21 protein-coding genes are annotated in these 25284 nt (G+C 55.3%); 18 read left to right on the forward strand and 3 right to left on the reverse strand.

Features of this window, described 5'->3' with window-relative positions:
* Position 1: 1 nt before the first annotated feature.
* The 3 genes from rfbC to GGR30_RS12940 form a co-directional block, all read right to left on the reverse strand.
* Entirely contained in the window at positions 2-559 is a 558-nt protein-coding gene (gene rfbC / locus GGR30_RS12930; protein WP_183487117.1) for a dTDP-4-dehydrorhamnose 3,5-epimerase, read from the reverse strand.
* 246 nt (positions 560-805) lie between these two features.
* Positions 806-1972, reverse strand: coding sequence for a nucleotide sugar dehydrogenase (locus GGR30_RS12935; protein ID WP_183486917.1), 1167 nt, complete (start codon positions 1970-1972; stop codon positions 806-808).
* Between the two features lie 227 nt (positions 1973-2199).
* The gene (locus GGR30_RS12940; RefSeq protein ID WP_183486919.1) at positions 2200-4026 is read right to left on the reverse strand and encodes an SLC13 family permease; all 1827 of its coding nucleotides are present in this window, start codon (positions 4024-4026) and stop codon (positions 2200-2202) included.
* Between the two features lie 432 nt (positions 4027-4458).
* On the opposite strand from GGR30_RS12940, the gene cysD reads away from it, so the two are divergent.
* The 18 genes from cysD (at position 4459) to GGR30_RS13030 (ending at position 25270) form a co-directional block, all read left to right on the forward strand.
* On the forward strand, positions 4459-5364 hold the full coding sequence (gene cysD, locus GGR30_RS12945) for a sulfate adenylyltransferase subunit CysD (RefSeq protein WP_183487119.1): 906 nt from the start codon (positions 4459-4461) through the stop codon (positions 5362-5364).
* Complete coding sequence (gene nodQ / locus GGR30_RS12950) at positions 5364-7262, forward strand: bifunctional sulfate adenylyltransferase/adenylyl-sulfate kinase NodQ (RefSeq protein WP_183486921.1); 1899 nt, start codon at positions 5364-5366, stop codon at positions 7260-7262. Before cysD ends, nodQ begins: the two co-directional genes overlap by 1 nt.
* On the forward strand, positions 7262-8062 hold the full coding sequence (cysQ, locus tag GGR30_RS12955; protein WP_246413833.1) for a 3'(2'),5'-bisphosphate nucleotidase CysQ: 801 nt from the start codon (positions 7262-7264) through the stop codon (positions 8060-8062). Before nodQ ends, cysQ begins: the two co-directional genes overlap by 1 nt.
* Positions 8063-8157: 95 nt before the next feature.
* Positions 8158-9450 carry a WcaI family glycosyltransferase gene (locus GGR30_RS12960; protein WP_183486924.1) on the forward strand — a complete coding sequence of 431 codons (1293 nt, stop codon included), beginning with the start codon at positions 8158-8160 and terminating at the stop codon, positions 9448-9450.
* Positions 9447-10565, forward strand: coding sequence for a GDP-mannose 4,6-dehydratase (gene gmd / locus GGR30_RS12965; RefSeq protein ID WP_183486926.1), 1119 nt, complete (start codon positions 9447-9449; stop codon positions 10563-10565). Before GGR30_RS12960 ends, gmd begins: the two co-directional genes overlap by 4 nt.
* 61 nt (positions 10566-10626) lie before the next feature.
* Positions 10627-11763 (forward strand): acyltransferase family protein, encoded by a 1137-nt coding sequence (locus GGR30_RS12970; protein ID WP_183486928.1) that lies wholly within the window; start codon positions 10627-10629, stop codon positions 11761-11763.
* Between the two features lie 167 nt (positions 11764-11930).
* Positions 11931-12866 carry a GDP-L-fucose synthase gene (gene fcl / locus GGR30_RS12975; RefSeq protein WP_183486930.1) on the forward strand — a complete coding sequence of 312 codons (936 nt, stop codon included), beginning with the start codon at positions 11931-11933 and terminating at the stop codon, positions 12864-12866.
* Positions 12867-12900: 34 nt separating this feature from the next.
* Positions 12901-14181 carry a glycosyltransferase family 4 protein gene (locus tag GGR30_RS12980; RefSeq protein ID WP_183486932.1) on the forward strand — a complete coding sequence of 427 codons (1281 nt, stop codon included), beginning with the start codon at positions 12901-12903 and terminating at the stop codon, positions 14179-14181.
* Between the two features lie 223 nt (positions 14182-14404).
* The gene (locus GGR30_RS12985) at positions 14405-15064 is read left to right on the forward strand and encodes a hypothetical protein (protein WP_183486934.1); all 660 of its coding nucleotides are present in this window, start codon (positions 14405-14407) and stop codon (positions 15062-15064) included.
* A gap of 68 nt (positions 15065-15132) precedes the next feature.
* Positions 15133-15852 (forward strand): CatB-related O-acetyltransferase, encoded by a 720-nt coding sequence (locus GGR30_RS23585; protein WP_183486936.1) that lies wholly within the window; start codon positions 15133-15135, stop codon positions 15850-15852.
* Between the two features lie 61 nt (positions 15853-15913).
* Positions 15914-16945: a polysaccharide pyruvyl transferase family protein gene (locus GGR30_RS12995; protein ID WP_183486938.1), complete on the forward strand. Its 1032-nt coding sequence runs from the start codon at positions 15914-15916 to the stop codon at positions 16943-16945.
* A 111-nt stretch (positions 16946-17056) separates the two neighbouring features.
* Positions 17057-18436 (forward strand): lipopolysaccharide biosynthesis protein, encoded by a 1380-nt coding sequence (locus tag GGR30_RS13000; protein ID WP_183486940.1) that lies wholly within the window; start codon positions 17057-17059, stop codon positions 18434-18436.
* On the forward strand, positions 18433-19740 hold the full coding sequence (locus GGR30_RS13005; RefSeq protein WP_183486942.1) for a hypothetical protein: 1308 nt from the start codon (positions 18433-18435) through the stop codon (positions 19738-19740). The genes GGR30_RS13000 and GGR30_RS13005 overlap by 4 nt, the downstream gene beginning before the upstream one ends.
* Before the next feature lie 8 nt (positions 19741-19748).
* Positions 19749-20549: a glycosyltransferase family 2 protein gene (locus tag GGR30_RS13010; protein ID WP_183486944.1), complete on the forward strand. Its 801-nt coding sequence runs from the start codon at positions 19749-19751 to the stop codon at positions 20547-20549.
* A gap of 22 nt (positions 20550-20571) precedes the next feature.
* The gene (locus tag GGR30_RS13015) at positions 20572-21708 is read left to right on the forward strand and encodes a glycosyltransferase (protein ID WP_183486946.1); all 1137 of its coding nucleotides are present in this window, start codon (positions 20572-20574) and stop codon (positions 21706-21708) included.
* Positions 21709-21727: 19 nt separating this feature from the next.
* Positions 21728-22891 carry a glycosyltransferase gene (locus GGR30_RS13020; protein ID WP_183486948.1) on the forward strand — a complete coding sequence of 388 codons (1164 nt, stop codon included), beginning with the start codon at positions 21728-21730 and terminating at the stop codon, positions 22889-22891.
* Positions 22892-22939: 48 nt separating this feature from the next.
* Positions 22940-24004, forward strand: a complete 1065-nt coding sequence (locus GGR30_RS13025) for a glycosyltransferase family 2 protein (protein WP_183486950.1) — start codon at positions 22940-22942, stop codon at positions 24002-24004.
* Positions 24005-24112: 108 nt separating this feature from the next.
* Complete coding sequence (locus GGR30_RS13030) at positions 24113-25270, forward strand: polysaccharide pyruvyl transferase family protein (RefSeq protein WP_281378125.1); 1158 nt, start codon at positions 24113-24115, stop codon at positions 25268-25270.
* Positions 25271-25284 lie beyond the last annotated feature (14 nt).

A 25284-nucleotide genomic window follows, 5' to 3' on the forward strand; every position in this document is an offset into this window, starting at 1 on the left:
CTCAGAATGAAAACGGATTGTCAAACGCGGCGAAAGACGGCGCCTCCCGGTCCTTGGCGGAGACCGTGAATTCAATGTCTTTCAGCGGCCAGTCAATGCCGATATCAGGATCATCGAAGCGCACCGCGCCGTCACATTCAGGCGCGTAGTAGTCCGAACACTTGTAGATGATTTCGGTATCCGGTTCGAGCGTCATGAAGCCGTGCAGAAAGCCCTCCGGAACCAGCAATTGTCTGCCGTTTTCGAAGGACAGCTCGACACCGTACCACCGGCCGAAGGTCGGTGATCCCTTGCGCGCATCGACTACAACGTCAAAGAGCCGGCCGTGACCGCATCGCACAAGCTTGGCCTGGGCGTGCGGCGGCGCTTGGAAATGCAGCCCCCTTACCGTGCCGACAGCGCTGGAGAGCGAATGGTTGTCCTGAACGAAATCGATCTCGATGCCGATGTCCGACAACGTCTTCCGGTTCCAGCTTTCGGAGAAGAAGCCGCGCTCATCGCCAAAACGCCTGGGCGCCAATAGCATCAGGCCCGGAAGAGGCAAACGTTCCGTATACAAATTTTCACTCCGCAGAGATGGAGACCAAAACGGTCTGTCGTTGGAAAACACAAAGGAAATTCGGGCGCGACCATGCCAATTCCGGCTTCATTACGCAAGCAAATGTGTCTGGTCGCACGTTTCAGGCCCAACGCTCACCGACGGCCGGCGGCATGGGATCGACGGCATGGGATCTGCTGCCGTTCGACGACGGCGAAGCCGAAGGCTCAGATGCTCGAGTTTCGCGGCGGCGGTTCAGGCCGCTGGCTAGTCATAACCGAACAAATCCCGCGTAAAGACCTTATCGCTCACATCCCGGATCTCGTTGGTAACCCTGTTGGCGACGATGACGTCGGCTTGCTGCTTGAAGAGTTCGAGCTGATTGACAACCTTTGAGCGGAAGAATTCGGGGTCCTTGAGGACCGGTTCGTAGACAATGACGCGGATGCCCTTGGCCTTGATGCGCTTCATGATGCCCTGAACGGAGGAATCGCGATAATTGTCCGAACCGGCCTTCATTACCAGCCTGTAGATGCCGACGGTCTCCGGATTCAGGGCTATGACGCGTTCGGCGATGAAATCCTTGCGCGTGGTATTGGCATCCACGATGGCCCGGATCAGGTTTTGCGGCACTTCCGCATAATTTGCCAGAAGCTGCTTCGTATCCTTCGGCAGACAATATCCCCCGTAGCCGAAAGAGGGATTGTTGTAGTGGCTTCCGATCCTGGGATCGAGCCCGATGCCGTCGACAATCTGACGGGTGTCCATCCCGTGTGCCATGGCATAGCTGTCAACCTCGTTGAAATAAGCCACGCGCATGGCGAGGTAGGTATTGGCGAAGAGTTTGATCGCCTCCGCTTCGGGCGGATTGGTGAACAGTACGGGCGTGTCCTTTTTGATCGCACCCTCGAGAAGGAGACCGGCAAATCTGCGCGCGCGCTCGGAGCGTTCGCCGACAACGATGCGCGAGGGATGCAGATTGTCGTAAAGCGCATGGCCTTCCCGCAGAAATTCGGGCGAAAAGATAACCTGATCCGTGCCGAACTCGCTGCGAATGCGTTCGATATATCCAACCGGGATCGTTGACTTGATGACGATGGTCGCATCGGTGTTGACGGCCCTGACCGCGCGGATGACCGCTTCGACCGAGGACGTGTCGAAGTAATTCGTTTCCGTGCTGTAATTGGTCGGGGTCGCGATGATGACAAAACAGGCGTCCGAGAAAGCCAGGTTCGGGTCGGTCGTCGCGGTCAGCCGGAGCGGACGGTTTTTGAGGTAGTCCTCGATCTCGGCGTCAATGATCGGGCTTTTCCTGGCATTGACCTGAAGGACGCGCTCCTCGTTCAGATCAACGGCGGTGACATCGTGATTCTGGGAAAGCAGGACCGCGTTGGAAAGTCCGACATAGCCAAGTCCGGCGACAGCGATTTTCATGATCAGCTCTCAAAATCAATAGGTTATTGTGCTGTGAAGTGTCCTTGGTCGGCGCGGCACTGTTGCGCCGAAGCATCCGGTCGCCCGGACTTTGCCGGCATGTTTCCGTCGATACCGCGTTGCGGCAATTGGCTGGACGAACAAAGGCCGCTCAAGCCGGTCGAATTGAAATGCTGCGGCACGCTACTCCGGTTTCGCATTCACTTTCAAGGCTCATCGGTCCCCGGTCATAACTGGTAGTAGAACGGCGCCAGTATGGCAAAGACAAGGGCCATGATGATGACCAGCGGAAGCCCGCCGCGGATGAAGTCCGCGAAGGTATAGTGGCCGGGGCCCATGACCATCAGATTGGTCTGATAGCCCATCGGTGTTGCGAAGGAGCAGTTGGCGGCAAAGATGACTGCGGCGGCAAAGGCAAGCGGCGGCGCGCCGATACGGCCCGCCATGTCCAGCGCTATCGGCATGAAGAGTGCCGCTGCCGCGTTGTTGGAGATCACGTTGGTCAGGATCGCCACGGCGATGAACAGGATCGTTATGGCGATGGCGGGCGAAGAGCCGCCGGACAATGCTATCGCGCCGCTTGCAATAAGCGATGCTCCGCCGGATACCTCCAGCGCGGTCGCCATGGCGATTGACGTTCCGATCAGCAGGAATATCTGCCGGTCGAAGGCGCGCGCGGCCTGCTGCAGCGTGATGCAGCCCGTCGCGATCATGGCCAGGGCGCCTAGAACGGCATTGACAGCGATCGGCGAAACGCCGGTTGCGGAAAGAAGCACGACGGCCGCGAAGATGAGCGCTGCGACAAGAGCCCGGCTTCGCGGCGGAACCGACTGGGCGGAGTGTTCGAGCAGCAGGATGTCGTGATTGCCCCGCATCGACATGATGTCGTCTTCGATGCCGCCGAGAAGAAGCGTGTCACCGGCCTCGAGCCTCAGGAATCCGAAAGGTCCGCGGCCCATCCGGTTCTTTCGCCTGATCCCGACGATGGAAACGTGAAACTGGGGCTGGATGCCGCAGAAACGCACCGTCCTGCCTTCAAAGCGCGAGCCCGGGGCGATCACGGCCTCGGCAAGGTGATAATGCGGACCGGGCCTGCGAGGGGCGCTTTCGCCAGGGCTTTCAGGATCCTGGCCGAATGTCACCGCTTCGCCGCTGGCGATGACGTCCAGAAAGGCCTTGCGGCTTGCGGCGACTTCCAGCAGGTCGCCGGGCAGAAGCCTTATGTCGTCGTGAAATGGCGGCAGAAGCACTTCGTCGGCGCGCACGATGGAATGCAACGAAAACGGAGCGATCTGGGGGAAAAAGCCGGAACGCGGCGCAAGTCCGGCGAACCGGCTTGTCGCGGAAATCGCGATCTCGCCGACAAACTGCCCGCCATCGCCGTTCGTGCTGGCATCATGTTCGGTCTTTCTTGCCTGCAGCACGCGAGGAAGAAACAAAAGAACATAAACATAGCCGACAAGCGCCAGTATGACGCCCAGACCGGTGATGTCGAAAAGACTGATATGAAGGCCGCGTTCCGCGGCGATGCCGGCGGCAATCATATTGGTGGAGGAGCCGATAACGGTTGTCATGCCGCCAAGGATCGTGACGAAGGAGAGCGGCATGAAGATCTGGTAGGGCGGAATTTTGAAGCTCGCGGCCAGCGAGGTCAGCACGGGGATGAAGATCACGACGACCGGCGTATTGTTGAGGAAGGCCGATGTCGAACCGGCGGCGACGAGAATAAGGGCGATCCCGGACCGCGGCCGGCTTCCGCAGAGCCGGCTGGCATGCCGGGTTATGCCTTCCATGGCATCAGTCGCAAACAGGCCTTTGCCGACGATCAGAAGGGCCAGAACCGTGACGAGCGCGGGCGAAGAAAAGCCGGACAGAAGCTCCGCGGATGACAGGCTTTCTCCATTGTCACCTTGATAGGGGACGAGGCCGTAGATTGCCAGAAGCGCCGCAAGAACGCCAAGCGACACCGCTTCGATTGAAAAGCGGTCGGTGGCGAACGCGATAATCGCGCCCAAAACAACGAAAAGCGTCGAAGTCAGATAGAAATAATCCAAGTTCGTGCGACCTGAAAATTCGCGTCAAATTTTTTTTGCAAATACGAAGGCTTTCGTAGCAAACATGAACGCCTTTCGCTACTGCGGGCGCGTCAGATTGACTTCACAATCGCGCTGTGAGGGAAAGTTAATTTTTCGGCGCGTCGCGAATTGACTTCGGCCTTTTGCCGATCTTGCACGGGTCCTTCTTCTATGAAAGGATAATGGCCGAAATTCAAATTCTTATTTGATTTATTTTCAGCCGCCACGGGTAACTGTTTCAGTCTCCGTCGTTGTTCCTGGCTTTCGGCGCCTTTTTTGATCGGGCCGGCCGAACGCCGATTTTGTCGCGGAAAGAGAAAACTCAGGAATGTAAAATTTGTCGGTTTAGGCTACGCCCGCAACAGGCTGAGGTTTTCGCTCGGCGCCAATCTACAGAGTTCAGTTTCAGGAATCGCAATGTCTCTTACGCACCTGCAGAGGCTGGAAGCAGAGTCCATTCATATTTTCCGCGAAGTGGCGGCGAATTTTACAAGACCGGTCATGCTTTATTCCATCGGCAAGGATTCATCGGTGATGATGCACCTGGCCAGAAAAGCCTTCTATCCGGCAAAACCGCCCTTTCCCTTTCTGCATGTCGACACGACCTGGAAATTCAAGGCCATGTACGCGTTCCGCGAGCGGATGACCCGGGAACTCGGCATTGATCTGCTCGTCCATGTCAATCCGGAAGGGGTCGAGGGCGCAATCAATCCGTTTGACCACGGCTCAAGCACGCATACCCACATCTGGAAGACGGTGGGCCTGAGACAGGCGCTCGACAAATACGGTTTCGATGCGGCCTTCGGCGGGGCCCGGCGCGACGAGGAAAAATCGCGCGCCAAGGAACGTATCTTCTCCTTCCGCAACGCCCAGCATGCCTGGGATCCGAAGTCCCAGCGTCCTGAGATGTGGAAGACCTACAATACCCGCGTCGGCAAGGGTGAATCGATCCGCGTGTTCCCTTTGTCGAACTGGACCGAGCTCGATATCTGGCAGTACATCATGAAGGAGAATGTACCGATCGTGCCGCTTTATTTTGCGGCAAAGCGCCCCGTCGTCGAAAGAGACGGGATGCTGGTCATGGTCGATGACGAGCGCATGCGGGTTAGCCCCGACGAAAAGGTCGAGGAGAAGATGGTCCGGTTTCGCACCCTTGGATGCTATCCTTTGACTGGCGCCGTCGAATCCGATGCCGTTGACCTGCAGGGCATTGTCCGTGAGATGCTGACGGCGCGAACCTCCGAGCGACAGGGCAGGGCGATCGACAAGGACGAAGCCGGTTCCATGGAGAAGAAAAAGCGCGAGGGATATTTCTGATGACGGATCTCTCCGATTTTTCCGGCGACATGATAGAGTATCTTGCCGTGCAGGAACAGAAAACGCTGCTGCGTTTTCTCACATGCGGATCGGTGGATGATGGCAAGTCGACCCTGATCGGCCGCCTGCTTTACGATACGAAGCTGATTTTCGAGGATCAGCTTGCCTCGCTTGAACGCGACAGCGCAAAACACGGCACGACCGGCGAAGACATCGATTTCGCCTTGCTTGTCGACGGCCTGGAATCTGAGCGGGAACAAGGCATCACGATCGATGTCGCTTACCGTTTTTTTGCAACGGCGAAGCGGAAATTCATCGTTGCCGATACGCCCGGCCATGAGGAATACACTCGCAACATGGCGACCGGAGCCTCGACGGCGGACCTCGCGGTCGTGCTCGTGGACAGCCGGCAGGGTATCCTGCGTCAGACGCGCCGTCACTCCTACATCGCGTCATTGCTGGGGATCCGCCACATCGTCGTTGCGATCAACAAGATCGACCTGATGGGTTTTTCTCAGGAGGTCTATGATCGGATCGTTGCAGACTACATGGAGTTCGCAAAGGACCTCGGTTTCGAGACGGTCGTGCCTATTCCCATGTCGGCGCGCTACGGCGACAATGTCACCGTGCGCTCGGAGAATATGCCATGGTATAAAGGCCCGGTTCTTCTGGAACATCTGGAGGCGGTTCCGGTCGAATCCGACATGGTCGAAAAGCCGTTCCGCATGCCGGTTCAGCTCGTCACGCGGCCAAACCTCAATTTCCGCGGATTTTCGGGGCAGCTTGCTTCCGGCAGGATCGCCGTGGGCGACATGGTGACTGTTGCGAAATCCGGCCAGGCCTCGAAGGTCAAGCTGATTTCCACGATGGATGGAGATCTGCCTTCGGCGGAGGCGGGACAGGCTGTGACGCTTGTGCTCGAGGATGAGATCGAGGTGTCGCGTGGCAATATTCTGGTTGCGCCAGAGGCGCGGTCCAGCGTCGCCGACCAGTTCCAGGCCAAGGTTATCTGGTTCGATGCCGAAGCGATGATCCCCGGCCGCTCCTATATCCTGCGCACCGAGGCGGATACGACATCTGCTACCGTTACCGCACTGAAATATCATGTAAACGTCAACACATTCGCGCATGAGGCTGCCAAAACCCTGCGGATGAACGAAGTTGGCGTCTGCAATTTCTCGACCCAATCGCCGATCGCTTTCGATGCCTACAGGGACAATCGCGCAACCGGCAATTTCGTCATCATCGACCGCCTCACCAACAAGACGGTCGGGGCGGGCATGATCGATTTTCCGTTGCGCCGTTCCCAGAACGTCCAATGGCAGGCCGTCGATGTCAACAAGCAGGCCCATGCCGAACTGAAGGCCCAGAAGCCTGCTGTGTTGTGGTTTACCGGGCTGCCGGGATCGGGCAAGTCGACCCTGGCCAATACGCTGGAAAAGCTTCTGCATGCCAAGGGCAAGCATACCTATCTGCTCGACGGCGACAATATCCGCCACGGGCTCAGCCGTGACCTCGGCTTTACCGCCGAGGACCGCGTTGAAAATATCCGCCGCGTCGCGGAAGTTGCGCGGCTGATGGCGGATGCAGGCCTGATTGTGCTCGTCTCGTTTATCTCTCCCTTCCGTTCCGAACGGCGCCTGGCGCGCGAGATGATGGACGATGGCGAGTTTATCGAGATCTTCGTCGATACGCCTCTCGAAGTCTGCGCCGAGCGCGATCCGAAAGGCCTCTATAAGAAGGCACGGGCCGGTGAGATCGAGAATTTCACGGGCGTTTCGTCGCCCTATGAGGTGCCGGAAAGCCCTGAGGTCCATCTCCACACCGTCGGGCACGATCCCTTCGAGCTTGCAAGCCGGATTGAGGACTATCTCACGCGGATGGAGCGGAAGGACTGATGCGGAAAGCGGACATGAACCAGGTCTTCGTCGAGGCGGCGCTGGAAGCCGGCAAGGCCATCATGACGATCTACGAAGGCTGCATCGATGTTTCCTACAAGGACGACGCATCGCCTGTCACGATCGCCGATGAAAAGGCCGAGGAGATCATCCTGGGCCATCTCGGCAAGGCGTTTCCGGATATTCCGGTTGTCGCCGAAGAGTCCGTTGCTGCCGGACATATCCCGGACATTTCCGGAGGGCCTTTCTTTCTGGTCGATCCGCTGGACGGCACGAAGGAGTTCATCAACAGGCGCGAGGATTTCACCGTCAACATCGCGCTGATCGAAAACGGCGTGCCGGTTGCGGGGATTGTCTACGCCCCGGCGCGGGGCGTGGCCTATCGCACAATGCAAGGCGGTGCGGAGAAGCTGAGCATCGTCGACGGCAGGGTGACGGGTTCTGTTCCGATTTCCTGCAGGCAGAAAGGGGACGCGCTCGTCGCAGTCGCCAGCCGGCTGCACAACAATCCGGAAACCGAGGCCTTCATGCGGAAAATTGGCGTGACAGAGTTCACGTCGGTCGGCTCGTCGCTGAAGTTCTGCATTGTTGCCGAAGGCCTTGCCGATGTCTATCCGCGCTTCGGGCGGACCATGGAATGGGATACCGCTGCCGGCGACGCTGTGCTGAGAGCCGCCGGCGGAATGACCTATTGCACAGACAACACAATTTTCGTGTATGGTAAGACCGATCAGGCCGGCGACAGCGATTTCGCCAACCCTTTTTTCGTGGTATGGGGAGCTTTTACCGATCTGGCTTGACTTTCACGGCATGAAGTCAGCATGATTTCAATCGAGACATATTTAGACGATTTTCATTTTATGGTTTTTGCAGCGTCATTTCAAAAAATGGCTTGATGGATAAAAATGCTCATATGCGTCTTCTCATTATAGGCATCAATTATTCGCCTGAAATCATCTCGACTGCGGTCTACACGTCCGGCCTGGCCGAGCATTTCGCGGGCGAAGGCATGAGGACGGACGTCGTCACCGCGCTGCCCTATTACCCCCGCTGGGAGGTCTTCGAGGGCTGGAAGGGGATTGCGTGGCGAAGAGAACGCAGTGCCTGCGGCGTTCGCGCCGTGCACTGCCCGCTTTATGTTCCGAAGAACCCGACCGGAGCACGGCGTATTCTGCATCATGCGAGCTTCGCCATCACGGCGCTTCCCGTTGTCTTGTGGAAGGCGCTGACTGGCCGGCCCGATATCGTCTTCGTTGTGGCGCCATCGATGGTGTCCGCCCCCGTGGGCTGGCTCGGCGCCCGGATTTGCGGGGCCAAGGCCTGGCTGCACATTCAGGATTACGAAGTCGAGGCGGCATTCGCGACAGGCCTGATTGCGGAAGACAGCCGCATGGGGCGCATTGCAAGGGCTTTCGAGCGCTTTGTGTTGAGGCGTTTCGATTGCATCAGCTCCATCTCAAAGCCGATGGTGGAAAAGCTTCGGAAGAAGAATGTTCCCGAAAACCGGATCTACGAGCTGCGGAACTGGGCGAACCTTGAGAAGATCCGGCCTGTAGAAGGCCTGTCGCCGCTCAAGGCCGAACTCGGTATCACGACGCCCTTTGTGGCGCTTTACTCGGGAAATCTCGCGAACAAGCAAGGGCTTGAAATTCTGGTCGAGATCGCCCGGCGGCTCAAGCACCGCAATGACCTGACCATCGTGGTCTGCGGTGACGGACCGATGCGGTCCCAGCTTGTTCGCGAGAGCGAAGATCTTCCGATGATTCGCTTTTTCCCGCTTCAGCCGGTCGAGAAGCTGAGTGATCTTCTGGGCATGGCCGATGTTCACCTCCTGCCGCAGATTGCCGGCGCGGCCGATCTGGTGCTGCCGTCGAAACTGACGAACATGCTTGCGTCGGGGCGCCCCGTCGTCGCGACGGCGCTTCCCAGTACAGCCCTTGCAAGCGAGGTTGAAGGGGCCGGAATTGTGGTGCCGCCCGGTGACGGCGAGGCTATGGCAAGCGCGATCGAAGAACTGCTTGACCAGCCGGACAAGCGATTGTCGTTGGGCAAGATGGCGCGCGAGCGCGCGTTGACGCGCTGGGATATGACAGCGATCCTGGGTCGTCTGAAGAACAAGTTTGAAACGCTCATCGGAAAGCCGAATCGAGCAGCAACGGAAGCCGAAAACGTGAGGAAATTTCAATGAAAAAGGCCCTTATAACCGGGATTACGGGACAGGATGGTTCCTACCTTACAGAGCTTCTTCTGGAGAAAGGGTACGAAGTGCATGGCATCAAGCGCCGTGCCTCGCTCTTCAATACCCAGCGCGTCGACCATCTCTATGAAGACCCGCATTTGAACGATACTCGGCTGAAGCTGCATTATGGCGACCTTTCCGACACGTCGAACCTGACCAGGATCATTCGCGACATCGAGCCCGATGAGGTCTACAATCTCGGTGCGCAGTCTCATGTCGCGGTTTCGTTCGAAGCCCCCGAATATACGGCGGATGTGGATGCAGTCGGGACGCTTCGCATTCTCGAAGCCATCCGCTTCCTCGGGCTTGAGAAGAAGACGCGCTTCTATCAGGCGTCGACGTCGGAACTGTTCGGTCTCGTCCAGGAAATCCCGCAGCGCGAGACGACGCCGTTTTACCCGCGCTCTCCCTACGCGGTCGCCAAGATGTACGCTTACTGGATTGCGGTCAACTATCGCGAATCCTATGACATGTTCGCGTGCAACGGCATCCTGTTCAATCATGAAAGCCCGCGCCGCGGCGAGACCTTCGTGACCCGCAAGATCACGCGCGGCCTTTCGAATATCGCCATGGGCCTGGAACCGTGTCTCTATATGGGCAATATCGACAGCCTGCGCGACTGGGGACACGCCAAGGACTATGTTCGCATGCAGTGGATGATGCTGCAGCAGGATGCGCCGGAAGATTTTGTGATTGCGACCGGCGTGCAGTATTCGGTCCGCGAGTTCATTACCTGGGCCGCATCCGATCTCGGCATTACCCTCGAATTTTCGGGCAAGGGCATCGAGGAAACCGGTACGGTTACCAAGGTCGAGGGCGATATGGCACAGGCGGTCAAGCCCGGAGATGTCATCGTCAGGATCGACCCGCGCTATTTCCGCCCGGCCGAGGTGGACACGCTTCTGGGCGATCCTTCGAAGGCCAAGGAAAAACTCGGATGGGTGCCTGAGATCACGGCCCGCGAGATGTGCCGGGAAATGGTCGAAGCCGACCACAAGGCCGCCCGCCGCCATGCCCTTTTGAAGGCGCATGGTCTGGAGCTTCCTGTAAGCGTTGAGGGATAGGTTGGTTTGACCAGCAGGGCGGACCTGAACTGTCATCCAACGAGCGGAAGAGGAAGCAAGAATGAGCAAATCGTCGTCGGAAAGCCGTCGTGCGCCGTTGGCTTCAACTGGACCGTCGGAAGTTGCCGAAGGCGGTGTGTTCTCCTATGCTGGTCTCCATACCGAGAGTGAGGACTTTCTACATCTCGATGTCTTGCGTTTCATCGCTGCATTCGGGGTCGTCTTCATTCATTTTCGATTTGACTTTGGTTGGTCCGCCCGGTGGTTTGATGGTCTCCAAAGCATGGTCGATTTGTTTTTTATCATATCGGGAATCGATATTTGCCATGTTTACGGTCGGACACGATGGGGCGCAGTAAACTACTATAATTTTCTGGTCGCCCGGGTTGCCCGTTTGGTGCCGTTGCATCTGCTCACCATGCTGGCATACGCCCTGGTGCCTATCACTGCTGCGATAATTGGTGTTTCTCTGTTCAGTCCTGAGAGGTATGATTGGAGTTGCTTTGCTCCGAATCTGCTTTTACTTCAGTCGTTCTCGATCTGTGACCATCTGACCTTTAATATTGTCAACTGGTCGATAAGTGCCGAATTGGCAATGTACGTTCTCCTTCCATTGACGCTCGGGGTTATAAGGCAGAGCGCATTCCGCGCTTTCTTTCTTTCGGGGGCGGCGGTTCTTCTCCTCTTTATTTTCGTGGATAATTGGTGGGAACGAACTGCGGATTGGGGAGTCTTGCGAGCAATACCGGCTTTCGTTTTCGGCGTCGGGTTGAAGCTGTCAGAGAAATCCCTAGCGAAAGTTCCGGTGCCGGAACTGGCGTTTTGGCCCCTTGTAGCAATGCTTGTCGCGGGCATGATGGTTGTGCCTTATCATGCAGCTATGCTCATGCTAACCTATGGTTTCGCCGCGCTTGTTTTCATTTGTGACGCCCGTCGGCAGGCTGGTTTCTTTACGAGGCGTTTGGCGCCGCTTGGGCAGCTTACCTATTCAATTTATATGATCCATCCTTTGGTTATTACAGTTTTTGTGAAATTTTTAGGTCTGAAAGTGCTGAATTTAACAGGAGATTTACTGTTTGTGTTTTTGGCCGCGTGTATATTTTCCGTTTTGGTCTTTTCTTATATTTCCTATATTTATTTTGAAGGGCCCTCCCGTAGGTGGGTAAGGAGCAGGTTATCCCTGAAAAGGCTAAATTGAGTTTTTTTGACGTTTTTTTTGGGCCTTTTTCGTGGTCTTGGGCAAAGAGTTTTGGCGCTCTTCTATCGGAGAGCGAAAGAGGTGAATGAGTTGCTGTGCCGTTGGTGAGCCACTGTCCATGACGCATGATGGCAGCCGGTCGTTTTCGCAAAGTAGGGATTTTATCGATGAATTATGATTTAGCTGGCAAGCGTATCTGGGTCGCCGGCCATAAGGGAATGGTTGGCGGAGCGCTGGTGCGAAGGCTTCAAAGCGAGGATTGCGAGGTCATTACCGCCGGCCGCGATGTCGTCGATCTCGTTGACCAGAAGGCCGTCCATGCTTTCATGCAGGAGACCAAGCCCGATGGCCTGGTGGTCGCCGCAGCCAAGGTCGGCGGCATTCTCGCCAATGACACGCGCCCGGTTGATTTTCTGTATGAAAACCTGATGATCGAGGCAAATCTGATCCATGCCGCGCATGAGGCGGATGTGGAGCGTGTCCTCTTCCTCGGCTCGTCATGCATCTATCCGAAGATGGCGCCGCAGCCGATACCGGAGGACTCTTTGCTCACGGGTCCGCTGGAGCCGACCAATGAATGGTACGCGATCGCCAAGATCGCCGGCATCAAGCTTTGCCAAGCCTACCGCAAGCAATACGGCCGCGACTGGATTTCGGCAATGCCGACCAATCTCTATGGCCCCGGCGACAATTACGACCTGAAATCCTCGCATGTTCTGCCTGCACTTTTGCGCAAGTTTCACGAAGCCAAGCTGTCGGGGCAGAAGGAAGTAGTTGTCTGGGGGTCGGGGTCGCCCCTGCGCGAGTTCCTGCATTGCGATGATCTGGCCGATGCGCTGGTTTTCCTGCTGAAGGAATATTCCGGTTATGAGCATATCAATGTCGGCTCGGGCGCCGAGGTCACGATCCGCGAGCTTGCGGAAACGATCGCGGATGTCGTGGGCTATGAAGCAACCCTCACATTCGACAGCACAAAGCCCGACGGGACGCCGCGCAAGCTGATGGACAGCGCCAGGCTGCACGAACTGGGCTGGAACAGGGCCCGTACGCTTCGCGACGGCATCGCGGATACCTACGAAGTCTTCTTGCGAAACGTCGCTTGAAGCAGGTTTGGGAACACTGGAAGCGGGATACGAGATGACGCACGACAAGACGCGCGCCGCGCAGGGGGACGTGGTAATATCGGCAGGTGACCGCAACTTCCACTTGTTGTTCACGGCCGCTGAGATGGCGAAACGCGGGCGTCTCTCGATGCTTTTTTGCGGCGCCTATCCCACCCGGTTCGAGAAAAGGCTCTTGGCAAACCCGCGCCTGCCGGGCGCCCGCAAATTTGCACGGCTGTTGAACAGGCAGGAGGCTATACCGGAAGACCTGATCCGGCAAAACAGGCGGAGCGAGTTCGTCAGTGCGACGGGCATTTCATTGCAGCGGTTTCCGAAATCGGGCTCCCTCAATGCCTTCCTTCAGACGACGTCATTTCAGATGTATGGTCGAAATGCCGCCAGGCATCTTCCCGAGGCGGCGGAAAACGGTGCCCGCATCTATCACTATCGAGCGGGTTTCGGGCAATCCTCGGTCAAGGTAGCCGCAGAAGCCGGTATGCGAACGATCTGCGACCATTCAATCGTCCACCCAAGCCTGCTTGATGTGCTCGTGGATGGGAGGGGCAAGTTTCCCGAGGATCGACCTTCAAGGCCTACCGGTATCTGGGGCGCTGTTCTGGACGACATCGACAAGGCGGATATCGTTCTTGTGAATTCCGATTTCGTAGCCAAGACATTCTCCTTCATGGGGTTCGATCAGTCTCGCCTGGCCGTCGTCTATCAGGGCGTCGAAGACAAGTTTCTTGCGAGGCTTCCTGATGAGCGAGGCTTCTACGAAGTTGGGTCTTCGAGGCCGGTACGGTTCCTCTTTGCCGGCGGTATCGGGCCGCGAAAGGGTTTCGATGAAATTGCCGCTGCATTGGCAGCTATTCCCTCGGCCAACATCGAACTGCATCTGGCGGGCTCTCTGTCGCAGTCTTCGCGGGAGGACTATGCCGAACTTCTTGCCGATCCGCGCGTGACATATCACGGAGTGTTGTCTCAAAATGACCTCGCAATGCTGATGCACCACTCGGACGTCTTTCTGTTTCCGTCGCGGGCCGAAGGGTCGGCCCGGGTTGTTTTCGAAGCCATGGCAGCGGGCTGCGCGGTCATTACGACTGAAAATGCCGGTTCAATCGTGCGCCATGGCGAGGGCGGCCTTCTGGTTCCGGTCAACGATCACGAAGCCCTGATTGGTGCAATTGAGGATCTGCTACGTGATACGGCTCTGCTCGCCGATATGGGATCGCATAACGGGTCGCTTATCCGCAATGCGTACACGCAATCGCATTATGGTGATAATCTGGAGAGGCTTTATGGTCTAGGCAATTAGTTTTGTCGGGGGCAGGGCATCTGATCTCGCGCTCCGTTGTTTTGGAGAACTTTTGTAAGAGCATCAGGTTCCGGTGGAAGGGGAAAGCAACCTCACGACGCGTATGTATGTAAGTTCTATTTTTTGCATGCCGGGATAAAGGAAATGTTTGGGTCGATTTTGATGTTGAAGACCTAACAAAATGCGGCATGTGCGATGTTGATTTTTTGCGATAAACTGAACCATGACTGTTATTTCTTCAGAAGGTTCCAAGCTGATGCGAAAACATCACTCTTTCAGTAAGTTTAAGGAGTGTTTCATCAATTTACCAGTATGTGGATTTATTTTAAATCATATATGTCGCGCTTGTTATGGTACAGATTCAAATTATTATTCGATAAATAGCCGACGGAATCGCCATTTTAGCCTGTGTGAGCTTCTAAAATTCTGGATTAACGGAGAACTGACATCAGCTTTTTTCAATCGGCCCGCTCATTCAGAAAACTTACTTGACAAAGCGCAGTCCGAGCGCTTGATGAATTTACGGAATGAAGAGCTTGAAAAGGTGCCAGAGGCCGCTGTTCGGAAAATATCAAATGCGGTTGAGATTGATATTTCCGATGAGCAAGGAGGCGGGGCTGCCTCATTGTTTGGCGCCAAGAGCATGGCTGGAGCGTTCCCAGGAAAAATGGATACCGGTATTCCATCCGGAAACGCGCAAAAACAAAGAGATAGAGCGATTTCTCGATTCGAGGAAAAGCGGAAACGCTTGGGGCTTGCAAAGCGCTTCAGAGGCTTCCGGAGAACACGAAAGACGCTGTCTCTGCGGAAGCTGCAGTCCTGCCAGGCAGAAAATTCGCGGGGTCAGACAGGAATGCTATTTCCGACGCGCGGGCTGACGTGATGAAAAGGGTTGGCTATGAAGCTTGGTGTGCAATATCAGTTTGATCGACGTTTGGCGAAGGGTCTCCCATGATTGGCAAAATGATTTCACGCAAATGGAATGGTGTTGTTGGCTGTGCTCTGGGACGACGTTACCTCATGCAGAAGCGCGTTGCAGGCTTTCATGCGTCCATGTCATCTGACGTGGACGGCCAATCGACATTTGAAGATCATGTCCGACTGACGAAGAGCACTTTTGTCCGCACCTCCCATTTTGGCAGAGGTTCTTATCTCGGTCAGGGAAGCAAAGTGAAAGACGCAACGATCGGGCGCTTTTCCAGTATCGGCCCCGATGTCATAATCGGCGGACTCGGGCGGCATCCAACGAACTATCTGTCGACCAATCCGGCCTTCTATTCAACGCTCGGTCAGACCGGCCTCGTCTATCTGGAGGAGAGTTCGGATTTCCACGAGAGCCTACAGACCACAATCGGTAATGATGTGTGGATTGGCGCCAGGGTTCTTGTGCTGGATGGCGTCACGATACATGACGGAGCTGTCATTGCAGCTGGCGCTGTTGTCGTCAAAGATGTCCCTCCTTATGCCGTCATGGGAGGAGTTCCGGCGAAACTGATCAAGAAACGGTTCTCCGAAGAGACGATCAAGACCCTTGTCGCCCTGAAATGGTGGCAGCGAGAAGATTCCGTACTCAAGCAGGTTGCTCGAAGGCTCGGAGACAGGCAATTTGAGGAGCGCGATCTGGCGGAATTGTCGGAGATTCTGTCTCGTGAAGAAGCCGAAATGCGATAATCAAGATTATCGTGGATTATGTTTATTCTTAATATTAACAATATAAATTGTGTGGTTTGTTATGGATGTGACTAAGACGATAGCTGTAGAGAGTTCGACCTGGAATAATATTGGGGATGCGTTCTATCAAAACTCGATCCTCAATCAACTTCATTTGAACCTGCCGCATTGTAACGTGGTCAGCTTCGATGGCCCGTCGGAACGCGCTTTTCGGCCGGGAAAATATGTAAAAAACGTGTTTGATAGCCGTTTTCTGGTTGATGCGGATCACTATGTATTTTCCGGTCCGATCATTGGCGGCAATTTTCTTAAGCTTTATGGTCCCTTGATCAAGGATATACTCCGGCGTGGCAAGACATATAGCCTGATGTCGATTCATGCCACGACCGATATGTCCTTGATGAAGGAAATCCGGACATTTCTCGAAGAGAACCCTCCCGTAGCTGTCCACACGCGGGATCATCCCAGCTTTGAAAAGCTTGAGGGTATTGCGCCGTGCGAGTTGGACGGGATTTGCTTTGCCTTCTTCGTCAATGAAATTCCGCATCTGCCCGAAATGTCTCTCGGTGGGCCCTATATCTGTGCAAGCTACTATCGCGGCTATGAGCCCAATTTCGTAAACGTATCGGAGGACGCAACGGATCTGGTTTCCTCCGGCATCGATCTCGATTGGCCAAAGCAGCTCAATCAGAGAAACTGGCGTGTAATGCGCTTCTTCGAGCATAGCCGGCCATCGCCCGAGAAGGTGGGTCGATGGAATATCGTCAGGCCGGTACACGCGTTCTCGCCGTTTCCGCAGCTGATATTTTCCAAAAAGAACAGTTATATCAGTTACAACCCGACAAACTTCCTCGCGATATACAAGCACTGCGATGGCGTGCTGACCGATCGGGTTCATGCGGGCGTTGCGGGGGTTTCCTTCGGAAAGCCGGTTCGCGTTGAGGCGATTGACGATCGCTTCAAGCTTTTCGAGCGCGTTCCCGTCATTCATGAGAACGGCTTCATGCGATTGCCGCCGGGCGCTCTCGAACCGTTTCACAATGACATGGTCAGGTGGATCAAAGAAGAGTTTGCGAAAGCAGCCGGACTGTAGATCGGCTAGCCTTTCCGCTTTTGCGGGCATTGCAATCTAATCGGACAGGAAGCTCAGATCGATGGAATATTTGAGCCTGTTTCGTTGAAAAACCGCGTGGAATAGAAAAATATGAGAGCTGTTTCCGGCCGTATTCTGAAGGGCAGCGGCGCATCGGCAATGTCGCTTGTTGCCAGGACGTTTGAGCAGCTTCTTCTGGTGCCAATCCTTCTGGCCGTTTGGTCTGTCGACCTATACGGGGAATGGCTCCTTATAAGCGCTGTTCCGATTTATTTCGCAATGTCCGATTTAGGCTTCCTGCAGGCTGGCTCGAACGAGTTGGCGCGCCGTGCTTCTCAGGAAGACGAGACCTCGGTCAGGGTTTTCTTCCGTGAGTATACGTCCCTGGCGACTGTCTGGTCGTCCGGTATTCTCGGCGTGTTTATCATCGCGGTTTTCCTTCTTCCGCTGCACGACTGGTTTAACCTTTCTCTTCTTTCGCCCGAGCAGATGAGAATTGCCTTCGTTGCGCTTTTGTCCAGCTCGATGGTTTCGATGAATACCAACGCTTTGCTGGCGGGACTAAGGGTTCGGAAATTATTTCATATCGGTTTGATGATACGTGCGGGCGGCGCCTATTTGCGAATACTCGCCACTTTCATTCAGGTCTATTTCTTCGCCAGCGGGCCGGCAGAAGTCGCCATTCAGAACCTGTTTTTCGCGATCCTCGAGTATGCCGCTTGCGCGCTCCTGCTCAAGCGTGTTGATCTGGCTCCAACATTTTGGATGGTTTCGGGTCGCAGCGAAAAGCTCTGGCCGCTTCTGCTGATCGGCCTTGAATATATGCTTATGCCATTGGCCTACTCCTTCTCTATGCAAGGAATGACGGTGGCGACGGGAGCGATTCTCGGCACTGCCGCCGTTGCAATATTCGGCACGCACCGAACGCTTACGAGAACCGCCACGACGGCCTTGCAGATGTTCGTTCAGCCGCTACGCGCGGAGGCAGGGCTTATGCAGCGGAACGAAGATGTCCCGGCCCTGCGCGAACTGCTGATCCGTCTGTCACGCGTTACCTTTTGGATGTCCCTGATCGCCGCGATCGGCCTGGTGCTGTTCGGCGGCGCTATCTTCAGATACTGGACCCATGGGCGGATCGCCTTTGAATCCTCCGTTTTTCTTCTGCTCCTTCTGGCGTCGGTATTGGAGGGGATCTGGCGGATCGCGGCGACAGTCAGGCTGGGATCAAACAAACATCGGCCCCTGGTGTGGGGCTTCGCGGCGTTCAGCGCCGTCGGTGTCGCTTCCGCGTTTTTGCTGGGGCCGCACTGGGGGCTTGCAGGTATGGCGGTCGCTGTCATAATTCCAAACTTGGCGATGTGCGTTCTGACGATAATCACGACCTCGTCGCTGCTCGATTTTTCTGTTGGCTACTACCTGGTGAGTATCGCGAAACCGCCGATCTTCGAAGCCAAGTCATTACTTCTTTTAATACAAAGGAAGGTATTTTGATAAACCGCAGAGCAGGGCGGGTCGCAGATAGGCCGCTGACCATCAGAGTGGACAGGGCGTGGGTTCGTTTTGAAACCATCATGTGTTTTGCGATACCCATGCTCACTTTGATTCGTCTTCCGGTCATCGGGACGCTTCTTGCATCAGATATTTTGTTGTTTTTTCTCGTGCCATTTATCCTGGTGAATGGCGGGTATTTCAATCTGAACCAGAAGTATTTTAATAAAATACTGGTCTTTCTTGGCTTCTGGTTTCTGGCATCAATTATTTCCGATATTCGCGCGCAAACAAGCATTTCGGATATCATGCGGTGGCAGGCAGCTTTCTGGACGTTAACGGGTTATGCTTATGTTTTCTTCGTCCTGGTAAACGGACATCGTGAGAGATATGTCGCGGCGCTTGTGGGCGTGGCGCTGGCCTTGCTCCTGAAAAATGTATTGGGCGTTTCCGCTTTCGGAGCCGATGGCCTTATCGGCATCGCTTGGAAATTCGGAAATGGGGTTGCCGTGACCATTCTCCTTCTGGTCATGCTTCAGTCGCGTTTGCGAACACGCAAGGCTCAGGGCATCTTCACCATGGGGTTCAGCCTGGTTCACCTGATCTTGAACGCCCGCTCGCTCTTTCTCATGACATTTCTTGCTGGTTTCTCGGCGATGATCGGCGTCAAGGGGCTGAGTCCGATACGTCGGAATGCAATGGGCCTCGTTCTCCTCGCCATCGGCCTAAGCACCTTGCCGCTTGCCGAGAGCATCTACGGAAATGCGGTGATGAGCGGGTATTTCTCTGACGAGGTCAGGGACAAATACATTCAGCAGACTCAGAAGAACCTCGGCATTCTTCTTGGAGGGCGCAGTGAATCGCTGGTCGCGATAGAAGCCGTCACCCAAAAGCCGCTGTTCGGCTTCGGTTCCTACGCGAGAGATGGCGAGCTTCGGCTGCAGTATCTCCAGATGCTCGAGCAGAAGGGCGAGAAAATTCAATGGGAACTGCCGTCGGTCACTTCGGATGACCGCATCCCAACGCATTCGTATTTTTTCAGTGCCTTTGTGAACCATGGTGTCTTTGGCGGGCTGTTCTGGGCCTATATAATGACACTGGTTCTGCGTGGTGTTTTCGCTGGCATGTTCGGCTACAGGCCCTGTGGTCCCTTGGAGCTCTTGCCATTGATGATGACGATATGGGATATCATGTTCTCACCGTTCGGTCTGACCCAGCGGGTCTTTACGCCGATCTATATCGTGATTGCTTGTATACTTATTGAGAATAATATTAGACCGAAAAATAAACCAAAAAATAGATATTAAGGCTAGTCATGAAGTTTTCCATTGTAACGAATGCGTTCAATCAAGGGGCTTTTTTGCGCCGTTGTATTGAAAGCATATTAGGGCAGCCATTCAAGGATATTGAGTATATCATTATTGACCCCGGCTCGACCGACGAGACACCGCTGATACTCGAAGAATATGAAGCGCTTTCTGATCCAAGACTGACTATTGTCCGTGAAAAGGATGATGGCCCGGCCGATGGATTGAACAAGGGCTTTGAGCGCGCAACCGGCGACTGGTTCTTCTATATCAATGCAGACGACTTTCTGCTCGAAGATGGCCTGGAACTCGCGCGCCGGGCGATCGAACGGCATCCGGATGCCGATTGCGTTTATGGCGATGGCGTCATGACAGACGCCCATGGCAAAGTGACGAGGCGGATCATCTCGTCGCCGTTTTCGGCATTGCGCTATGTGACCGGACGCACTGAAATGCTTCAGCAGGCGACCTTCTACAAGGCTGAAAGCTTCCGGAAAATCGGCGGGTTCAATGCCGCCAACAAGACCTGTTGGGATGGCGAAATCCTGTTCGACATGGACCGTGCAGGGATGAAAATCTGCAAATTCAACGGCTATATCGGGGCATTCGTCATTCACCCCGACAGCATCAGCGGAAGCAAGCGTCTCCTTGGACAGTTCCAGGGCGATATGCGGCGAATGGAACAGATCTATTTTGGCGGGCCCGCACCTCAGCGTTCCGAGCCGCGCCGGCTGGCGACGAAGTGCCTTGACCGCCTTTGTCAGCCGCGTCGGACCATTATCCGCATGGCCGACATGTTGGGACGTTAACCTGTCAGAATGATTTTTGGGTATGGATAGATCACGCAACCTTGTTTTTCTTTGGGATAATTTCGGCCCGACCCACGCCGATCGCTGTCAGGCGGTGACTGAGTCCTTAGGCGACAGGGCCAAGATCGTCGGGCTTGAATTGCTCGGCCGGAGCTCGACCTATGACTGGGACCCGGAAAAAGGGGCCGGCTTCCAAAAGGTCACGCTTTTTCCTTCGGTCGGCGATGACAAGCCAAGGCCATCGGCGCCCGCCAGGCTCGGGCGCATGTTGAAGTTCTGGCTCAAGCAGCCGCGCTCAACATGGTTTGTCTGCCATTATGACTGGATCGACATATTTCTGTTTTCGCTCTTCCTGAGAATGACGGGCGTGAAAATCTACACGCTTATCGACTCGAAGTTTGACGACAAGAAACGTTTTTTCTGGAATGAGTTCATCAAGCGGATATTCCTGGCGCCCTACCGGGGCGGCATCTCCTGCGAAGGGCGTGCAGCCGACTATCTGCGTTTCCTCGGCCTCAAGGAGGAGCGGATCGTTCCGGCATATGACACCCTGTCCACAGAGCGGATTCGGACCCTTTCGGGAGCCGAGCCCGCTCCGGGCGGCGTTCCGTTCGACGCACGGCATTTCACCATCATTGCGCGGCTTGTTCCGAAAAAGAACATATCCATGGCTTTGAAGGCCTTTGCCGCCTACTGCGAAAAGGCGCGCATCAGGCGCAAGCTGGTGATCTGCGGCTCGGGTCCGCTCGAGGACGATCTTCGTCGCGAGGCGTTGGAACTCGGCATAAGCGAAGATGTCGAGTTTCGGGGTTTCGTTCAAACGGAGGCCATCGCAAGGGTTCTGTCTTCCAGCCTTGCACTGATATTGCCCAGTACCGAAGAGCAATTTGGGCTGGTCGTCGTGGAGGCGCTGGCGATGGGCGTGCCTGCGGTCGTATCGGATCGTTGCGGCGCACGGGATTCCCTGGTTCGAAGCGGCGTCAATGGTTTCGTCGTTGAGCCTGACAATCCTGCCGGTTTGGCCTGGTTTCTCGTCCAGCTCAGTGACCATCAGGAACTTTGGAATGATTTTGCGATAGCGGCGTTCTCTGCCTCCGATCGTGGCGACGTCAAGAATTTTGTCGAAAGCGTTCGCACGCTGGCATTTGAACAGCAGTGATTGGGCAACGGAGGCCTCCGTGAAAATCATCCACCTCATAGCTTCGGTTGATCCTGCCGGCGGCGGCCCTATCGAATATGCTCGCGTCATGGCTGAGCAACACAGGAAATGGGGACACGAAAGCGTATTTGTCACGCTTGATTTGCCCGATGCGCAGTGGGTCTCATCCTTTGCGTTCAAGGTCCGTGCGTGCGGGCCAAAGAACCGCTTTGGCGCTCCCGTACCCGCATTTTCGCAGGCTGTCCTGGAAGAAGCGGCGAACGCTGACGCCGCCGTAGTTCATGGGCTCTGGCATTCCGCCAGCGTCAGCGGTTACCCTGCTCTCACGAGAGCCAAACTGCCTTGGGTTGTTTTTCCGCACGGGATGCTTGACCGCTATTTTCGCAAGGCGAAGCCGGTCACGCACCTGGCGAAGCAGCTCTATTGGACAGCCTGGCAGGGACGCATGTTCACAGATGCTCGCGCGGTCCTGTTCACCTGTGCCGAGGAGCAGAAGCTGGCTGCGTCCGCTTTCCGGGGCCACCAGGACTACCGAGCTCAGGTCGTGGCATTCTGTGCCGAAGACCAGTTGATCGGCCAGCAAGAGATTGAAGACGGACGCACGGCCTTCAAAGCCGCGCTTCCTGCGCTTGAAGGGCGGGACTATCTGCTCTTTCTTAGCCGCATTCATCCCAAAAAGGCCTGTGATCAATTGATCGAGGCCTTTGCGCGGACTGCCGGCATTGATGAAAAGCTGGATCTCGTCATCGCCGGACCGGATCAGGTAGGTTGGCAGCAAGACCTTCAGGAGCTGGCCGAAAGGCTGAATATCGCCGATCGCATTCACTGGCCAGGCTCTCTTGCGGGCGCGGTCAAAGCTGCCGCTTTCAAAGACGCGCGGGCTTTTGTCTTGCCGTCTCATCAGGAGAATTTCGGGATTGTCGTGGCGGAAGCGCTTTCTGCAGGCACGCCGGTGTTGATCTCGACGCAGGTCAACATCTGGCGGGAGATAATGGACGCCGGCGCGGGGCTCTGTGCAACCGACACCGTAGATGCTACAGAGGATATGCTTCGCCGTTTCTTGTCGTTGCCGGATGAGGCTGCTCGCCGCCTGTATGAGTCCGCACGTTTATGTTATGAAGCAAATTTCTCGGTTCATCAGGCCGCGACGGACCTTTTGAACATACTTGATTTTAAAAAATAAAATTTGAACGAAATACAATCCGATATTGTCTGGCAATTGGATTCAAATATGCCTGAAAATACAGATTTGTGCACGTTTTGTGTTACCTATACGATCAGGAATGAAGAGGATACGATCCTTGATGCCATCGCGGCCCACATGGCGATGGGAGCATCGAAGGTTTTCGTTTTCTTCGATGGTACGACCGATGGCTCCCGGGAAATAGTTCAAGGGCTCGAAGGCGTGGAGTGCTTCGAAACCCTGCCGCCGGACGAACTCAGCCTTGATGTCGCTGTCCCGGAATGGTTCGAGCGCATCAAGTCACATTTCGACACCAACATGGATGTGAGGAAGCAGTTCAACACCTGGCTGGCGGCGGTCAAGGCGAGGGAACAGGGTTTCGATTGGCTGCTTTGTATTGATGCCGATGAGATATTCTACCCGGTCGGGCAAGACGGGAAGGAAATGCCTGCGGAAGCCTTCTTTCGATCCGTGGACCGGAAATATGACCAGGTTATCCTGAGGAATCTCGAACTTGTCGTTGACCGGAACGATGTGCGGGATCCCTTCCGGGAAGGAGTCTATTTCCTCAATCGTTTTCCGGTTTCCGAAGAGATTTGCCGATATCTGGCCGCTGCCGTCACGCGGATATTCCGATCACCCAAAATCACCGAATGGACCCGGTACTGGTTTTACATGATCCGCTTCAGGGGGCTTGCGTCACGTCGATTGCGTCACCCTGCTTCTGGACGGGTCGCTCCGATCGGCTATTTTCTTGGATACAGAAGCTACAAATCAGCCATCAGGCTCTCCGAGGCGGAACAATTCATTTTCGGCGTTCACAAATGGCAGGAATATACCAGGAAACCTGTGAGTCTTTACCGGGGCTATGTCCTGCACTACGACCTTCCAAACCCGGACAAGGTAAAGCAGAAGTTCGGTCAGAGAGAAAAGTCAATATATCTGGAAAAATCTTATACAAGATACATGTTGAACACGATTGCGCTTGAGTCGGATTTCGATGTTCTCGAGGAATCATTCAAACAGTTATGCTTTGATGAGAAAAAGCTGAACTCCATGATTGAAAAAAATATTGTTTCGAAGATCAATTGGACGGAAAAATATCTAAATTGAATTTAGTTCAGATATTTTAAATTTATGTATTATTTATGTCATAAGGACAATCATTGCTCTTCGAGAGCAATGACCTGATCCTGCTGAAGAGGGTGAAAAGGTTTGCTGATGGCAAAACGCATCGGAATATTCACTTATCATTTTTCAGAAAATTTCGGTGCGTTGATGCAGGCTTATGGCACGCGTCAATGGCTGATCCAGCAAGGGCACGAGGCGGAATTCGTCAATTATCATCCTCGCTACGTGGAAGAGGGGGGGGACTTTGCCGGCCTTCTCGACCCGTCCCGTTTCCGATCCAACCTCAAGATCGCCTATCTGAAGCTTTCGCGGCTGCAGCGCAAATATCTGGGCAACAGGCAGCAGGCGGAGCTGTTCGCGGCGTTTCACCGCGATGTGCTCGGCGTCACCGGGCCGCGGCTGGAGACGAAGGAAGAGGTCGAGGCGTTTCTGACGAGCCCCGAAGGACGGTTCGACATGCTGATCACGGGCAGCGACCAGATATGGAATCCGTCCGATCAGAAGGGGCTGGACCCTGTCTACTTCCTTGCCTTCCGGCCGGAGGTGAAGGCCCGTAGGGTGACCTATGCGCCCAGTTTCGGTCGGGCGACGCTCGCTGCCGCCTATAATGAGGACGTCAAGACCTACATAAGCACCGTCGACGGGCTTTCGGTTCGTGAGCAGAGCGGTGTATCCATCCTGCGCTCGATAACCGGGCGCGAGGCCATGTGCGTGCCCGATCCCGCGATCTTGCTTGGCGATTTCTCGAGCCTGGTGGAGCGCGCGGAACCGGTGCGCGATGGCCATGTATTCTGCTACGCGTTGCGTTCGGGAGACGGGATCCGTGAAGTCACGGAAGAGGTTTCGCGGGCCGTCGGCGCGCCGATCGTGTCGCCCTACAATGTACATCGCCGCTGGCGGGAGATCGGTGAGACGGTCTATCCCTCACCGGCGGGCTGGGTTTCCTTGATCAATAATTCAGAGTTTTCTGTCACCAATTCATTTCACGGCACCGTTCTGAGCATATTGCTGCAAAAGCCATTTCTCGTCGTTGGTCTGCCTGGCGTCAAAGGCGGCCTGAACGAACGCGCCAAGGACCTTCTGCAGAAGCTGGAGCTCACCGACAGGTTCGTCGAGGCCGGCGACGTGGCAACAGCGCGGCGCCGAATAGGCGAGCCGATTGATTGGGCAAAGACCTCTGAAAGGCTCCAGGCCATGCAGAAGACGGGTCGGGACTTCCTGAACATGCAATTGGAACACATTTCTTAATAGTTTTAGCCGGA

Source organism: Martelella radicis, assembly GCF_014196625.1.
Classification (GTDB): domain Bacteria; phylum Pseudomonadota; class Alphaproteobacteria; order Rhizobiales; family Rhizobiaceae; genus Martelella; species Martelella radicis.

What these genes read in the sequence shown, in the direction of transcription:
- GGR30_RS13015 (WP_183486946.1), top strand. Translation starts at nt 20,572, where the DNA reads ATGGATAGATCACGCAACCTTGTTTTTCTTTGGGATAATTTCGGCCCG.
- cysQ (WP_246413833.1), top strand. Translation starts at nt 7,262, where the DNA reads ATGCGGAAAGCGGACATGAACCAGGTCTTCGTCGAGGCGGCGCTGGAA.
- GGR30_RS12935 (WP_183486917.1), bottom strand. Translation starts at nt 1,972, where the DNA reads ATGAAAATCGCTGTCGCCGGACTTGGCTATGTCGGACTTTCCAACGCG.
- GGR30_RS12985 (WP_183486934.1), top strand. Translation starts at nt 14,405, where the DNA reads ATGACTGTTATTTCTTCAGAAGGTTCCAAGCTGATGCGAAAACATCAC.
- GGR30_RS13000 (WP_183486940.1), top strand. Translation starts at nt 17,057, where the DNA reads ATGAGAGCTGTTTCCGGCCGTATTCTGAAGGGCAGCGGCGCATCGGCA.
- GGR30_RS23585 (WP_183486936.1), top strand. Translation starts at nt 15,133, where the DNA reads ATGATTGGCAAAATGATTTCACGCAAATGGAATGGTGTTGTTGGCTGT.
- nodQ (WP_183486921.1), top strand. Translation starts at nt 5,364, where the DNA reads ATGACGGATCTCTCCGATTTTTCCGGCGACATGATAGAGTATCTTGCC.
- GGR30_RS13010 (WP_183486944.1), top strand. Translation starts at nt 19,749, where the DNA reads ATGAAGTTTTCCATTGTAACGAATGCGTTCAATCAAGGGGCTTTTTTG.
- GGR30_RS12970 (WP_183486928.1), top strand. Translation starts at nt 10,627, where the DNA reads ATGAGCAAATCGTCGTCGGAAAGCCGTCGTGCGCCGTTGGCTTCAACT.
- GGR30_RS13025 (WP_183486950.1), top strand. Translation starts at nt 22,940, where the DNA reads ATGCCTGAAAATACAGATTTGTGCACGTTTTGTGTTACCTATACGATC.
- GGR30_RS12980 (WP_183486932.1), top strand. Translation starts at nt 12,901, where the DNA reads ATGACGCACGACAAGACGCGCGCCGCGCAGGGGGACGTGGTAATATCG.
- GGR30_RS13030 (WP_281378125.1), top strand. Translation starts at nt 24,113, where the DNA reads ATGGCAAAACGCATCGGAATATTCACTTATCATTTTTCAGAAAATTTC.
- gmd (WP_183486926.1), top strand. Translation starts at nt 9,447, where the DNA reads ATGAAAAAGGCCCTTATAACCGGGATTACGGGACAGGATGGTTCCTAC.
- GGR30_RS12960 (WP_183486924.1), top strand. Translation starts at nt 8,158, where the DNA reads ATGGATAAAAATGCTCATATGCGTCTTCTCATTATAGGCATCAATTAT.
- fcl (WP_183486930.1), top strand. Translation starts at nt 11,931, where the DNA reads ATGAATTATGATTTAGCTGGCAAGCGTATCTGGGTCGCCGGCCATAAG.
- GGR30_RS12995 (WP_183486938.1), top strand. Translation starts at nt 15,914, where the DNA reads ATGGATGTGACTAAGACGATAGCTGTAGAGAGTTCGACCTGGAATAAT.